Raw genomic sequence first — 13,244 nt, forward strand, 5'->3', positions numbered from 1 at the left:
ATGCAATCGCAACCACTCTCCCGTCTTCCCAAGCCAGCCGCCGGCGCGCCAGCACCGAAAGTCGGCTTCGTCTCGCTCGGCTGCCCTAAAGCGCTGGTCGACTCCGAACAGATCCTGACCCAGCTGCGCGCTGAAGGTTACGAGACCGCCAAGTCCTACGACGGCGCGGATCTGGTGATCGTCAACACCTGCGGCTTCATCGACGCCGCCGTGCAGGAATCGCTGGACGCCATCGGCGAAGCGCTGGCCGAAAACGGCAAAGTGATTGTGACCGGCTGCCTCGGCGCCAAGAAGGACACCGACGGTTCGGACCTGATCACCAAGATCCACCCGAAAGTGCTGGCCGTGACCGGCCCGCACGCGCTGGGCGAGGTGATGGACTCGGTCCACCTGCACCTGCCGAAACCGCACGAGCCGTTCATCGACCTGATTCCGCCGCAAGGCATCAAGCTGACGCCGAAGCACTACGCCTACCTGAAAATCTCGGAAGGCTGCAACCACCGCTGCTCGTTCTGCATCATCCCGTCGATGCGCGGCGACCTGGTGTCGCGTCCTATCGGCGAACTGCTGCTGGAAGCGGAGAACCTGTTCAAGTCGGGCGTCAAGGAACTGCTGGTGATTTCGCAGGACACCTCGGCCTACGGCGTGGACGTCAAGTTCCGCACCGGCTTCTGGAATGGTCGTCCGATCAAGACCCACATGACGCAGCTGATGGAAGCGCTGGGCGAGCTGGCCAAGTCCTACGGCGCCTGGGTGCGCATGCACTACGTCTACCCGTATCCGCACGTCGACCAGGTGATCCCGTTGATGGGCGAGCACGTACTGCCATACCTGGACATCCCGATGCAGCACGCGCATCCGGATGTGCTGAAGCGCATGAAGCGTCCGGCCAGCGGCGAAAAAAACCTGGACCGCATCCTGGCCTGGCGCAAGATGAATCCGGACCTGACCATCCGCTCGACCTTCATCGCCGGCTTCCCTGGCGAGACCGAAGCGGAATTCGAATACCTGCTGGACTTCCTGAAGGAAGCGCAGATCGACCGCCTGGGTTGCTTCGCCTATTCGCCAGTCGAAGGCGCCACCGCCAACGAACTGGCCAATCCGGTGCCGGAAGAAGTGCGCGAAGAGCGCCGCGGCCGCGTCATGCTGCTGCAGGAAGAGATCTCGAAAGCGCGCCTGAAAGCCAAGGTCGGCAAGACCGTGCGCGTGCTGATCGATGAAGTCAACCGCACCGGCGGCGTCGGCCGCTCGGCTGCCGACGCGCCGGAAATCGACGGCGTGGTCTACGTCAAACCGCCGTATGAACCGCACAAGAAACTGGTGGTCGGCCAGTTCGTCGATGTGAAAATCACCACGTCCGACGCGCACGATTTGTGGGGTGAAGCGCTTTAAGGCGTTTTTCGTGGCACATCCACTATAATAAAGGCGGACCGGCGTTATCGCGGTCCGCCTTTTTTTGTTAGTGAGCCTTATGCGTGACTTGAAACTCCCGGCGGCGCTTGCCGCCTGCCTGCTGGTCGGCCTGCTGGCGCGGCCTGTAATGGCTGCCGACACACCTGTCATGCTGGAAGAGATGACCAGCACCGAGCTGCGCACCCGCATCGACGCCGGCGCCACCACCGCCATCATCCCGATCGGCGGCACCGAACAAAGCGGCCCCTATATCGCGCTCGGCAAGCACAATGTGCGCGCCGCCGTGCTGGCGCGGATGATCGCGCAAAAGCTCGGCAACGCCGTGGTCGCACCGGTGGTCGCTTACGTCCCGGAAGGCAGCATCACGCCGCCGGCCGGCCACATGAAGTTTGCCGGCACCTTGTCGATACCCGAATCCACTTTTGAAGACCTGCTGTTCGCCACCGCGCAAAGCCTGCGCCAGCACGGCTTTCGCCACATCGTCTTCATCGGCGACCATGGCGGCTATCAAAAAAGCGAAACGCGCGTGGCGCAGAAACTGAACAAGGCCTGGGCCAAGGACGGCGCTGCGGCCGCGCTGGCCCTGCTGGCCTACTACGACGTCACACAGGAACCGTTTATCGCCGACCTTGAAAAGCGCGGCTACAGCAAGGCCGAAATCGGCCTGCACGCCGGCCTGGCCGACGCCGCGCTGATGCTGGCGACCGACAAATCCCTGGTACGCACCGAGGCCATGGCGCATGGTCCTTCGCCGACCGTGGCGCAGGGCGTGCGCGGCGACGCGCGCCGCGCCACCGCCGAATTGGGCAAGCTTGGCGTGCAGCGCATCGTCGACGCCTCGGTGGCGGCCATTTCCGATTTTGCGGCGCATGGCGCGCCGTCCACTTCTAGTAAAGCATCCAAATGAAAACTAATCGACTCATTTTTGCGGCGCTGGCCGCCGCTGGTTTGATCGGTGCTGGCGGTTTGCTGGCTGTTACCAATACCGAGGCCGCGCAGGCCGTGCCGCCTGCCGCTTCGGCCGCCGCCGCGCCGGTCAACGTCTACGCCGGCATCGGCCCGGCCAACCTGAGTCCAGCGCTGCGCGACCATTTGCCGCGCGTGTACGTGCCCAACCTGCGCTCCAACGACGTTTACGTGATCGATCCGGAAAGCATGAAGGTGGTCGACAAGTTCAAGGTCGGCGTCGGCCCGCAGCACGTGGTGCCGGGCTACGACCTGCAAACACTGTGGGTGGCGAATAACGCCGAGCGCACCAACAAGGGCAGCCTGACGCCGATCGATCCGCGCACCGGCAAGCCGGGCACGCAGATTCCGGTGGACGATCCCTACAATATGTACTTCTCGCCGGATGGCAAATCCGCCATCGTGGTGGCGGAGGCCTTGCACCGCCTGGACTTCCGCGATCCGAAAACCATGGCCATGCAGTACGCCATCGACGTGCCGCAATGCGGCGGCATCAACCACGCCGACTTCTCGCCGGACGGCCGCTACGCCATGTTTACCTGCGAATTCGACGGCGCCGTGGCGCGCATCGACCTGGCCGCGCGCAAGGTGGACGGCTACCTGAAGCTGTCGATGCCGACCACGCGCTTCTCGGAAAAAGATCCGATCGACCAGCTGCTGGCCAATGAAGTGTGCAGCAAGAAGAAGGGCATGCCGCAGGATATCCGCGTTTCGCCGGACGGCAAGCGTTACTACATCGCCGACATGGATGCCGACGGCGTCCACATCGTCGATGCGGCCACCTTCACCAAGGTCGGCTTCATTCCCACCGGCGTCGGCGCGCACGGCCTCTATCCAAGCCGCGACGGCACCAAGCTGTATGTGGCCAATCGCGGCACGCATAACATCCACGGCAAGCGCAAAGGCAAGGGCCGCGTGACGGTGATCGACTTCGCCACCGAAAAAGTGGTGTCGCAATGGCCGATTCCTGGCGGCGGCAGTCCGGACATGGGCAATGTCAGCGCCGACGGCAAGTACCTGTGGCTGTCCGGCCGCTTCGACGACGTGGTGTACCGCATCGACACAGCCAACGGCGACGTCAAGCAGGTCAAGGTCGGTCAGGAACCGCACGGCCTGACCGTGTGGCCGCAACCGGGCCGCTACTCGCTGGGCCACACCGGCAATATGCGCTGATCATGACGATGAAAAAATCTCCGCAGACGGCGCTGATCCACACGGACTACAAGGCGCCGGAAGGCTTCGAGGCTTTCCCGGTCGGTATCCACCACGCTTCCACGGTGCTGTTCAAGAACGTGGCGGCCATGCGGTCGGGCGACTGGAAAGAGAAGAACGCCTATACCTACGGGCTGCATGGCACGCCGACCACCTTCACGCTGGAGGCGCGGCTGGCCGAGATCGAGGGCGGCAACTACTGCCTGCTGGCGCCGAGCGGACTGGCTGCCATCGCCATGGTGGATTTCGCGATCCTGAAGACAGGCGACGACGTGCTGTTGCCGGATAATGTCTACAACCCGAACCGTGAGCTGGGACGCTGGCTGTCGGCCGATTTTGGCATCACCGCGCGCTACTACGATCCGCTGATCGGGGCGGGCATCGCGGCGCTGATTCAGCCGAACACAAAGCTGATCTGGACCGAGGCGCCGGGTTCGGTGTCGATGGAAGTGCCGGACCTGCCGGCCATCTGCAAGGCGGCGCACGAGCGCGGCGTGCTGGTGGCGCTGGACAATACCTGGGCTGCCGGCCTGGCGCTGCGCGGCTTCGACCTGGGCGTGGACATCATCATGCAGGCGCTGACCAAGTATCAGTCCGGCGGTTCGGATGTGCTGATGGGTGCCGTGATCACGCGCGACCGCGAGCTGCACGACCGTGTCAGCCAGGCGCATATGCGGCTCGGCATGGGCGTCGGCGCGGACGATGCCTATCTGGTGTCGCGCGGCCTGCCGACCATGCGTCTGCGCTTCGACGCGCACGATGCGGCGGCGCGCAAGCTGGCGGCATGGCTGCAATCGCGTCCTGAAATCACGCGCGTGCTGCATCCGGCGTTCCCGGAATGTCCCGGCCACGAAGTCTGGAAGCGCGACTTCAGCGGCGCCGGCGGCCTGTTCTCGGTGATCTTCGACGAGCGCTATACCGAAGCGCAGACCGACCGCTTTGTCGACGCGCTCAAGCTGTTCAAGATCGGCTATAGCTGGGGCGGCGCCAACAGCCTGGTCATGCCATATCGCATCCAGCACATGCGCCAGAACTGGCCGGACAAGGGTACGCTGGTGCGCTTCAACGTCGGCCTGGAAGACGTGCAGGATCTGATCGGCGACATCGAGCGGGCATTGGGGGAAATGAATGAGTAAGTTCTGGAGCAAGGTGGTACACGGCCTGACGCCCTACACGCCGGGCGAGCAGGTGCAGATGCCAGGCCTGGTCAAGCTGAACACCAACGAAAATCCCTATGGCCCGTCGCCGAAGGCCATCGCGGCGATGCAGGAAGCGGCCGGCGACAGCCTGCGCAAGTATTCCGATCCCTCGAATACGGTGCTGAAGGACGCGGTGGCGCGCCGTTTCGGCCTCACGCGCGAGCAGGTCTTTGTCGGCAACAGCTCGGACGAGGTGCTGGCGCATACCTTCCACGCGCTGCTCAAGCATGACCTGCCGCTGCTGACGCCGGACATCAGCTACAGCTTCTATCCGACCTATTGCAGCCTGTATGGCATCGACGCGGTTTATGTGCCGCTCAACGAACGCTTCGAGATCGATGTCGCGGATTATGCGCAGCCATGCGGCGCCATCATCCTCGCCAATCCGAACGCGCCAACCGGCATCGCCTTGCCGCTGGCGCAGATCGAAGCGCTGCTGGTGGCACATCCGGATCAGGTGGTGGTGATCGACGAAGCCTATGTGGACTTCGGCGCGCAAAGCGCCGCCGCGCTGCTGGGCCGCTACGACAATCTGCTGGTGATCCAGACGCTGTCCAAATCCCGCTCGCTGGCCGGCCTGCGCGTCGGCTTTGCGCTGGGCCACCCGGACCTGATCGCGGGTTTGGAGCGCGTCAAGAACAGCTTCAATTGCTATCCACTGGGCCAGGTGCAGCAGGCCGGCGCGGTGGCGGCGCTGGACGATGTGGCTTACATGGAGCAGACCTCGCAAGCCATCATCGCCAGCCGCGCGTGGCTGACGGCGCAGATGCAGGCGCTGGGCTTCGACGTACTGCCGTCGCAGGCCAACTTCATCTTCACCCGCCATCCGCGGCATGACGGCGCACAGTTGGCGGCGGCGCTACGGGAGCGCGCCATCCTGGTCCGCCACTTCAAGGCCGCGCGCATCGACCAGTTCCTGCGCGTTACCATCGGCACGGACGAGGAGTGCGCCAAGCTGGTCGACGCACTGAAAGCCATTCTGTCCTGAACAAGTTCTGATATACTGTATGAAAACACAGTATATCGGGGCGCGCGATGGAGTTAAATGACAAGCTGGAAATCCTGGCGGATGCGGCAAAATATGACGCATCCTGCGCCAGCAGCGGCGCACCGAAGCGCAACTCCATCGGCAAGGACGGTTTCGGCGCCACTACCGGCATGGGCATCTGCCACAGCTACACGCCGGATGGTCGCTGCGTCTCGTTGCTCAAGGTCCTGCTGACCAATTACTGTCTGTACGACTGCCAGTATTGCGTGAACCGGCGCACCTCGAATGTGCCGCGTGCGCGCTTTTCGGTGGCCGAGGTGGTCAAGCTGACCACCGATTTCTATCTCCGCAATTACATTGATGGCCTGTTCCTCAGCTCCGGCATCATCCAGTCGGCCGATTACACGATGGAGCAGCTGGTGCAGGTGGCGCGCGAGCTGCGCGAGGTGCATCAGTTTCGCGGCTATATTCACCTGAAGACGATACCGGACGCCGATCCCGCGCTGATTGCGGCGGCGGGCAAATACGCGGACCGGCTCAGCGTGAATATCGAGCTGCCGACGCAGGACAGCGTGCAGAAGCTGGCGCCGGAGAAGAGCGTCCACACGATCAAGCTGGCGATGGGCTCCATCCGCCGCAAGCTGGATGAAAAGGCGGAGGAGCCGAAGTCGCCGCGCTTCGCGCCGGCCGGACAGAGCACGCAGATGATCGTCGGCGCCGACGCCAGCGACGACCAGCAGATCCTGTCGACGGCGGAAACGCTGTACGGCAGCTATAAGCTCAAGCGCGTGTATTACTCGGCCTTCAGTCCGATCCCGCAAAGTCCGAAGAGCGTGCCGCTGGCGCCGCCGCCGATGCTGCGCGAGCACCGCCTGTACCAGGCCGACTTCCTGCTGCGCAGCTACGGCTTCCAGGCGAACGAACTGCTGCCGGCCAGCGGCGGCAATCTGGCCTTGGATATCGATCCCAAGCTGGCGTGGGCGCTGGAGCACCGCGAGCATTTTCCGCTGGACCTGAACCGCGCCGAGCCGTATATGATCGCGCGCGTGCCGGGCATTGGCTTGCGCAACGCGCAGCGCATCGTTGAGTTGCGGCGCTTGCGGCAGGTGCGGTATGCGGACTTGTCGCGCCTTCGTTGCAGCATGAAGAAGATTTCGCCGTTCATCATCACGGCTGATTACTTCCCGGCGCGCGACGCCAGCCCCTCGGAGCATCTGCGTCGCGCGATGGCCGACGCGCCGCAACAGATGAATTTGTGGCCGGAGTTGCAGGCGGCATGATGCGGCAGGTGGTGCAATCGTTTGATGCGTGGCGGGCGGCGGCGCGGGAGCTGATCGCGCGCCGCGTTCCGCCGGAATCCGTAGAATGGGCGTCGAGCGAGGCCGATGGCGATCTGTTCTCGGCGGCCGGAGGCGGGCCATCGGCCGCGTTGCCGGCCATCGCACCCGCTGGTCCGGAACTGCGTTTGCCGCGCGAGTTGATGGAGATGCTCGCCAGCGCGGCGTGCTTCAGCGCTGCGGATCGCTGGGCTTTTCTGTACAAGGTGATCTGGCGCTGGCATCTGGGCGAGCGCGATGTGATGTCGGCGGCGGACCGGGACGGCGCGCGCCTGTATGGCATGGTCAAGGCCGTCCACCGCGAGGAGCACGACATGCATGCATATGTACGTTTTCGCGAACGCAAGGAAGAGGATGGGGCGCCGCGTTTCGTCGCCTGGTTCGAGCCGACGCACGAGGTGCTGCCGCAGGTGGCACGGCATTTCGCCCGGCGCATGGGCGGCACGACGTGGATGATCGCCACGCCCACCGCCACCGTGCTGTGGGACGGCGAGCATCTGCACGATGCGCCGGCGCTGATGCGCAGCGCGGCCGATATCGACGACGCCGGCGAGGCGCTGTGGCTCACCTATTACCGCAGCATCTTCAATCCGGCGCGGCTGAATGCGGATCTGCTGCGCAGCCATATTCCATCGCGCTTCTGGAAGAATCTGCCGGAAGGCGCGATTGTGCCATCCATGGTCAGCGCGGCTGCCAATGGCGAGCGCCGCACCGGCCAGACCATGACGGTCGGCCAGCGCCGGGGCGCCACCACCATCGACATCACGCCGGAACGCGCGCAGCCGCAGCGCGAGCAGCCCGATTCGCTGGACCAGTGCCGCCGCTGCGATTTGTGGCGCAACGCCACGCAGGCCGTGTCTGGCGTCGGGCCGAAGAAGGCGCGCATCATGCTGGTCGGCGAGCAGCCGGGCGATCAGGAGGATTTGCAGGGACTGCCGTTTGTCGGCCCGGCCGGCGCGGTGCTGGATCGGGCGCTGGCGGAAGCGGGCGTGGAGCGCGGCGCGGTGTATCTGACCAACGCCGTCAAGCATTTCAAGTGGGAGCTGCGCGGCAAACGCCGTCTGCACAAGACGCCGGCGCAGCGCGAGGTGTCGGCCTGCCACGTCTGGCTGGAGCAGGAGCTGGCAAAGGTCAAGCCGGATGTCGTTGTAGCGCTGGGCGCCACCGCGTTGAAGTCGGTGTTGCAGGACAGCGGCGCGACCATGAGCGCGGTGATGGATGCGCCGTTCCAGCATGAAGGCCGATGGGTGATCGCGGTCTACCACCCGTCGTTTGTGCTGCGTGCGCGCGATGAGGACAGCCGGCGGCAGGCCTACGAAGTGATCGTCGCCGGCCTGCGCGAAGCCTTGCGGCTGCTGGGCGATTAAACCGGCGCCGCCTCGTTGCGGTTGATGCGGCTAATGCCGACGATCAGGCGGTACGCCTTCCACAGCCAGGCGCAGACCCAGATCAGCCACGCCACCGGGATGCCGATGAAGGTCATGAAGAACACGGCGCCGACGACGATCCACACCACATACCACCAGAACGATCGGATCATCCAGGTGTGATGGCTGTGGACGAACGTGCCCTCGGTGCCCGGCCGTTGCAGGTAGTTGAGGATCAGCGGAATAATCGAAAACGCACCCAGCGAGAACACAAAGCTGACCCCGTGGATAACGTACAGCCACCACGCCGTGGTCTTGGCCGAGTCCAGGCGATTGTCTAATATCAATTCTTGGGACATGACGGTTCCTTTATGAGCAGCGATTAATCAGAGTATAACCACGCCGTTTTCCAACCTCCGTACGAGAGTGAACATAACGGCCAAAGACGCGGTCAAAGCGTCCGTTTGAGGAAGGCGGTGACGTCGGCGAAAAACTCGGGCTGGATGGTTTCTCGGTCGAAGCCTTCCGGGTCTTGCGAGGGCTTGAAGTTGGGGCGCGTCATCTCGGGCGGGAACTTGCTCATGAAGGCGAAGTGGCCGGCGCCGGGGATGTCCTTGTGCTCGATCAGCGACGGGTCGCCCACGCCTTCGATGATCTTGTGGGCGTGCTCGATCGGCGTGATCTCATCCTTTTCGCCGGTGCGCATCAGGATCGGCAGGTTGACCGGCCGCAGCGAGCCGGCGATGAACCAGAACGTTGCGGGATTCAGCAGCACCAGCGTGCGGATGCGTGGATCGGGCGTAACCGGCACCGGCTCCGGTCCGGCATGTTCGCTCTTGCGCTCATACGGTCCGCTCCAGGCGATGCCGCCGGCTGCCGCCAGCGCCGTATAGCCGCCGATCGAATGGCCGATGACGGCGACGCCATGGCGTGTCACGTGCGGCGCCAGCACGGCGTCGGCCAGTACCGCGTCGATGCTCAACGTGATGTGGCGCGGACGGTTGGCCAGGTTGGCGGCGGTGCCGGCCAGCGAGTTGTCGGTGCGCGTGTTGCCAGTGTGGGCGGGCAGGGCGACCACAAAGCCGGCCAGCGCCAGGTGCTTGGCCAGCTGGCGATACGCCCACGGCGTGCCGGAGTGGCCGTGCGAGATGACCACCAGCGGATAGACGCCGGCGGCCGGCGCGGCGTCCTTCGCCACGTCCAGCGAATAGGGGCCGAAATGTTCGGTGTGCTCCGCGCCATGTGCGGGATACAGCACGGCCAGCGGAATCTCCGCGTCCTGCACGGCGTCGTGCACATTGCTCAAGCGGCATCCGCAACTGAGATTCATACGTCTCCCTTTTTCGCATAAAATGCAATAGTGGCGATTATATAAGGAGCTGGCTGAGATGGGTATGTGTGCATATTTTGTGCCGGTGACCGGCGAACAGATCGCGCTCTTCACGGAAGAGCCGGAAGAGCCGGATGAGCTGATAGCCTTCCTCTTTCCGAACGACCTGGACCAGGAACCGGAAGGCCGGATCGACGCCGACAAGGCCTGGCACGCGATTCACTTCCTGCTCAACGGTTCCGCCATGCCGGAGGAAACCGATCCCGCACCGGCGATCTTCGGCGGCGAGCCGATCGGCGAGGAGCTGGACTACGGCCCGGCGCGCGTGCTCCAGCCGGCCGAGGTCCAGGCGCTGGCGGCGACGCTGGCCGGCATCGATGCGGCCCAGCTGCGGGCCCGCTACGTGCCGGAACAACTGACCGAAGCCGACATCTATCCGAGCATGTGGGACCGTAACGATGACACCGACCTGGACTACGTCATCGAAAACTACCTGCGCATGGCGGCCTTCTACAGCGGCGCGGCAGAGCGCGGCGACGGCGTGCTGCTGTACATCGCTTGAGGGGCTGGCATGGCTAAACCGGTATCGGTGCTGTTTGTCTGCATGGGCAATATCTGCCGTTCGCCGACGGCGGAGGGCGTGTTCCGCCAGCGCGTGGAAGCGGCGGGGCTGGCGCACAGCTTCGTCATCGACTCGGCCGGCACGCACGGCTACCACGTGGGCGAGCCGCCCGACGCGCGCTCGATGGAGTATGCGCTGAAGCGCGGCTACGACCTGTCGGCGCAGCGCTCGCGCAAGGTCGCGGCGCAGGACTTCGAAGACTTCGATTATCTGCTGGCGATGGACCACGACAACCTCAAGCTGCTGCAGGCCGCGTGCCCGCCGCAGCACCGCCACAAGCTGGGCCTGATGATGTCGCACGCCACCCGCAGCGGCGCCGATGCGGTGCCTGATCCGTACTACGGCGGCGGGCGCGGCTTCGACGTGGTGCTGGATTATCTGGAAGACGCTGCCGACGGCCTGCTGGCCCACCTGAAAGCGAAATAAGCGCCATTCGCCCCCGCCAAACGCGCATTCATGCCCACCTGCCGGCGATTGGTCAGATGGCGCGTGTGGCGCATGATGTTTTTGTCTACAGTTGGTGAATCGCCATCCATTGTGAGAGATGGCGATACCACTGAAACGGGGACATATCATGCGTCATTTTATTCTGGCCTGGCTGCTGGGCTGTTGCGTGGCGGGCGCCGCCAATGCGGCCGATAGCGACGATCTGCAGGCAATGAAGGGAAGTTACGCGCTGGCCGACGGCCGCGTGCTGTACGTCAGCTGCCATCAGCGCACGCTGTACGCGCAGATCGACGCCGGGCCGGAAGTGGCGCTGAAAGCGGCCGGCGGCGCCGTGTGGCAGTCCGCAAAAGGTGATCTGCGCATCACGTTCCAGCAGCACGGCAATGGCGTGGTCAGCGGCGTGCAGCTGGTGGCGCGCCGCGAATAACCGCGCACTTTTCATTTTGCCAATGCCGGGCCACGGTAGTATGATAAGGTCATCCACGCCGTCACAAGCACAGGAGATCACTTGGAACAGCCCGGCATTCCCCATAACGAATCCATCCGGCTTGCAGCCCTCAAGTCGCTCAATGTGCTCGATACGCCGCCCGAGGAGCGCTTCGACCGCCTCACGCGCATGGCGCGGCGGCTGTTCGGCGTGCAGACCGCCCTGGTCAGCATCGTCGACGAGGACCGCCAGTGGTTCAAGTCGCGCGAAGGGCTGGACGCCACGGAAACGCCGCGCAACATCTCCTTTTGTGGCCACGCCATCCTCGGCGACGAGATTTTCCTGATCCGCGACGCCCGCAACGACCAGCGCTTTGCCGACAATCCGCTGGTGACCGGTGCGCCGAACATCCGCTTCTACGCCGGCTGCCCGCTGCGCGCCAATAGTGGCCTGAAGATGGGCACCTTGTGCATTCTCGACAGCCAGCCGCGCGACTTCACCGACGAGGATGCTCTGGCGCTGCGCGACCTGGCCTCGATGGTGGAGGACGAGCTGTCCGCCTTCCACACCTCGACCACCGACGAACTGACGCGCATCTCCAACCGGCGCGGCTTCCTGCAACTGGCGCGCTACGGCCTGAATTTCTGCGTGCGGCATCACCAGCCGGCGGCGCTGGCTTTCATCGACCTGGATCGCTTCAAGCCGATCAACGACCAGTACGGCCATGCGGAAGGCGACCGCGCGCTGGCGGCGTTTGCGGATGTGATGCGCAGCAGTTTCCGCAGTACCGATCTGTGCGCGCGTCTGGGCGGGGATGAGTTTGTGGTGCTGCTGACCGGCGCCACCAAGGCCGAGGCGGAAACGGTGATCCGCAAGTTCTGCAGCCAGCTGCACGACTACAACGTCAGCGCCAACCGCGGTTATGCGCTGGACTTTTCATACGGGCTGGAAGAATTTTTGCCGAACGATCCGCGCGATGTGGAATCGCTGCTGGCCGCCGGCGACGCGCAGATGTACGCGATCAAGGCGGCCAAGCGCAGGCATTAAGTCATTAAGTCAGCAGCGGCAGGATGCCATCGAGGCCGACGAAGTTGAGCGCCACATTGGCCTGCTCGCGCACCACCGGCTTGGCGCGGAACGCCACCGACATGCCGGAAATGCCCATCATCTTCAGATCATTGGCGCCGTCGCCCATGACGATGGCTTGCGATGGCGAGATGCCCAGCTCCTTGCACACGCGCTCCACCGTGCGCTTCTTCTCTTCGGCGTCGACGATGCCGCCGATCACCTTGCCGGTCAGTTTGCCGTCGACGATTTCCAGCTGGTTGGCGTGGGTGTAGTCCAGGCCCAGGCGCGCTTTCAGGCGTTCGGTGAAGTAGGTGAAGCCGCCCGACACCAGCAACGTTTTCAGGCCGGCCTTCTGCACCGCCTTCAGCATGGTCTCGGCACCCGGCGACAGTTGCAGGCGTTCTTCGTACACGCGCTCCAGCGCCGAAGCGTCCAGGCCTTCGAGCAGCGCCACGCGGCGCGTCAGGCTGGCGGCGAAATCGAGCTCGCCGCGCATTGCCGCTTCGGTGATCTCCGAGACTTCCTTCTTCAGGCCCTGCATGTCGGCGATTTCGTCGATGCATTCGATGGTGATCAGCGTCGAATCCATGTCCATGGCCACCAGCTTGAACTCGCTCATCTTGTGGAAGCCGATCGAGTAGGTGGTGTCCAGCTGCGCGGCCTGGGCCGCGACTTCGATGGTCTGGCGCAGCGCCGGCGAGAAGGTGATGCCTTCGCAGCGCAAGGCCTGGTCGCTCAGCCAGGTAAGGCTGGTGGGCGCGGTAAGGGCGCTGATGCGCTCCAGCCGGGCCTTGCAATCGCCTAAGCCTTGCAGCACGAGGTTCATGGCGGTTTTTGCGTTAGTCATGTGCGTCGATAGTAGTGAGTA

Annotated in this window: 14 protein-coding genes; 11 read left to right on the top strand and 3 right to left on the bottom strand. The window is 64.2% G+C overall.

Annotated elements, in window-relative coordinates; translation table 11 throughout:
• The 7 genes from rimO to GJ695_RS14675 all read left to right on the top strand — a co-directional run bounded on the left by rimO (position 1) and on the right by GJ695_RS14675 (position 8,482).
• Complete coding sequence (gene rimO / locus GJ695_RS14645) at positions 1-1,392, top strand: 30S ribosomal protein S12 methylthiotransferase RimO (RefSeq protein WP_154356877.1); 1,392 nt, start codon at positions 1-3, stop codon at positions 1,390-1,392.
• Positions 1,393-1,471: 79 nt separating this feature from the next.
• Positions 1,472-2,320: a creatininase family protein gene (locus GJ695_RS14650; protein ID WP_154365914.1), complete on the top strand. Its 849-nt coding sequence runs from the start codon at positions 1,472-1,474 to the stop codon at positions 2,318-2,320.
• Complete coding sequence (locus GJ695_RS14655) at positions 2,317-3,552, top strand: YncE family protein (protein WP_154365917.1); 1,236 nt, start codon at positions 2,317-2,319, stop codon at positions 3,550-3,552. The genes GJ695_RS14650 and GJ695_RS14655 overlap by 4 nt, the downstream gene beginning before the upstream one ends.
• A gap of 2 nt (positions 3,553-3,554) precedes the next feature.
• Positions 3,555-4,727, top strand: a complete 1,173-nt coding sequence (locus GJ695_RS14660; protein WP_154365919.1) for a cystathionine beta-lyase — start codon at positions 3,555-3,557, stop codon at positions 4,725-4,727.
• Positions 4,720-5,778: a histidinol-phosphate transaminase gene (gene hisC / locus GJ695_RS14665; RefSeq protein WP_154365921.1), complete on the top strand. Its 1,059-nt coding sequence runs from the start codon at positions 4,720-4,722 to the stop codon at positions 5,776-5,778. Before GJ695_RS14660 ends, hisC begins: the two co-directional genes overlap by 8 nt.
• Before the next feature lie 47 nt (positions 5,779-5,825).
• Complete coding sequence (locus tag GJ695_RS14670) at positions 5,826-7,058, top strand: putative DNA modification/repair radical SAM protein (protein WP_154365923.1); 1,233 nt, start codon at positions 5,826-5,828, stop codon at positions 7,056-7,058.
• Positions 7,055-8,482: a UdgX family uracil-DNA binding protein gene (locus tag GJ695_RS14675; RefSeq protein WP_154366101.1), complete on the top strand. Its 1,428-nt coding sequence runs from the start codon at positions 7,055-7,057 to the stop codon at positions 8,480-8,482. The genes GJ695_RS14670 and GJ695_RS14675 overlap by 4 nt, the downstream gene beginning before the upstream one ends.
• Here the strand turns inward: GJ695_RS14675 and GJ695_RS14680 are convergent.
• Together GJ695_RS14680 and GJ695_RS14685 are read right to left on the bottom strand one after the other, a co-directional pair.
• Positions 8,479-8,841 carry a DUF4870 family protein gene (locus tag GJ695_RS14680; protein WP_154365925.1) on the bottom strand — a complete coding sequence of 121 codons (363 nt, stop codon included), beginning with the start codon at positions 8,839-8,841 and terminating at the stop codon, positions 8,479-8,481. The genes GJ695_RS14675 and GJ695_RS14680 overlap by 4 nt on opposite strands.
• Before the next feature lie 92 nt (positions 8,842-8,933).
• Positions 8,934-9,812 carry an alpha/beta hydrolase family protein gene (locus GJ695_RS14685; RefSeq protein WP_154365927.1) on the bottom strand — a complete coding sequence of 293 codons (879 nt, stop codon included), beginning with the start codon at positions 9,810-9,812 and terminating at the stop codon, positions 8,934-8,936.
• Positions 9,813-9,876: 64 nt separating this feature from the next.
• Between GJ695_RS14685 and GJ695_RS14690 the strand changes: the two genes are divergently transcribed.
• The 4 genes from GJ695_RS14690 to GJ695_RS14705 all read left to right on the top strand — a co-directional run bounded on the left by GJ695_RS14690 (position 9,877) and on the right by GJ695_RS14705 (position 12,355).
• Positions 9,877-10,374 (top strand): YfbM family protein, encoded by a 498-nt coding sequence (locus GJ695_RS14690; protein WP_166455229.1) that lies wholly within the window; start codon positions 9,877-9,879, stop codon positions 10,372-10,374.
• 9 nt (positions 10,375-10,383) lie between these two features.
• Positions 10,384-10,860, top strand: a complete 477-nt coding sequence (locus GJ695_RS14695) for a low molecular weight protein-tyrosine-phosphatase (RefSeq protein ID WP_154365931.1) — start codon at positions 10,384-10,386, stop codon at positions 10,858-10,860.
• Positions 10,861-11,008: 148 nt separating this feature from the next.
• Positions 11,009-11,308, top strand: coding sequence for a hypothetical protein (locus GJ695_RS14700; RefSeq protein ID WP_154365933.1), 300 nt, complete (start codon positions 11,009-11,011; stop codon positions 11,306-11,308).
• Positions 11,309-11,389: 81 nt separating this feature from the next.
• Positions 11,390-12,355 carry a sensor domain-containing diguanylate cyclase gene (locus GJ695_RS14705; protein WP_154365935.1) on the top strand — a complete coding sequence of 322 codons (966 nt, stop codon included), beginning with the start codon at positions 11,390-11,392 and terminating at the stop codon, positions 12,353-12,355.
• A 4-nt stretch (positions 12,356-12,359) separates the two neighbouring features.
• Here the strand turns inward: GJ695_RS14705 and serB are convergent, their stop codons facing one another.
• Positions 12,360-13,202: a phosphoserine phosphatase SerB gene (gene serB, locus GJ695_RS14710; RefSeq protein ID WP_154366103.1), complete on the bottom strand. Its 843-nt coding sequence runs from the start codon at positions 13,200-13,202 to the stop codon at positions 12,360-12,362.
• Positions 13,203-13,244 lie beyond the last annotated feature (42 nt).

The sequence above is a fragment of the Duganella alba genome (assembly GCF_009674495.1).
Classification (GTDB): Bacteria; Pseudomonadota; Gammaproteobacteria; order Burkholderiales; family Burkholderiaceae_D; genus Rugamonas; species Rugamonas alba.

Excerpts from the sequence above, each read along its gene's own strand:
- rimO (WP_154356877.1), top strand. The coding sequence starts at position 1 with ATGCAATCGCAACCACTCTCCCGTCTTCCCAAGCCAGCCGCCGGCGCG.
- GJ695_RS14650 (WP_154365914.1), top strand. The coding sequence starts at position 1,472 with ATGCGTGACTTGAAACTCCCGGCGGCGCTTGCCGCCTGCCTGCTGGTC.
- GJ695_RS14655 (WP_154365917.1), top strand. The coding sequence starts at position 2,317 with ATGAAAACTAATCGACTCATTTTTGCGGCGCTGGCCGCCGCTGGTTTG.
- GJ695_RS14660 (WP_154365919.1), top strand. The coding sequence starts at position 3,555 with ATGACGATGAAAAAATCTCCGCAGACGGCGCTGATCCACACGGACTAC.
- hisC (WP_154365921.1), top strand. The coding sequence starts at position 4,720 with ATGAGTAAGTTCTGGAGCAAGGTGGTACACGGCCTGACGCCCTACACG.
- GJ695_RS14670 (WP_154365923.1), top strand. The coding sequence starts at position 5,826 with ATGGAGTTAAATGACAAGCTGGAAATCCTGGCGGATGCGGCAAAATAT.
- GJ695_RS14675 (WP_154366101.1), top strand. The coding sequence starts at position 7,055 with ATGATGCGGCAGGTGGTGCAATCGTTTGATGCGTGGCGGGCGGCGGCG.
- GJ695_RS14680 (WP_154365925.1), bottom strand. The coding sequence starts at position 8,841 with ATGTCCCAAGAATTGATATTAGACAATCGCCTGGACTCGGCCAAGACC.
- GJ695_RS14685 (WP_154365927.1), bottom strand. The coding sequence starts at position 9,812 with ATGAATCTCAGTTGCGGATGCCGCTTGAGCAATGTGCACGACGCCGTG.
- GJ695_RS14690 (WP_166455229.1), top strand. The coding sequence starts at position 9,877 with ATGTGTGCATATTTTGTGCCGGTGACCGGCGAACAGATCGCGCTCTTC.
- GJ695_RS14695 (WP_154365931.1), top strand. The coding sequence starts at position 10,384 with ATGGCTAAACCGGTATCGGTGCTGTTTGTCTGCATGGGCAATATCTGC.
- GJ695_RS14700 (WP_154365933.1), top strand. The coding sequence starts at position 11,009 with ATGCGTCATTTTATTCTGGCCTGGCTGCTGGGCTGTTGCGTGGCGGGC.
- serB (WP_154366103.1), bottom strand. The coding sequence starts at position 13,202 with ATGAACCTCGTGCTGCAAGGCTTAGGCGATTGCAAGGCCCGGCTGGAG.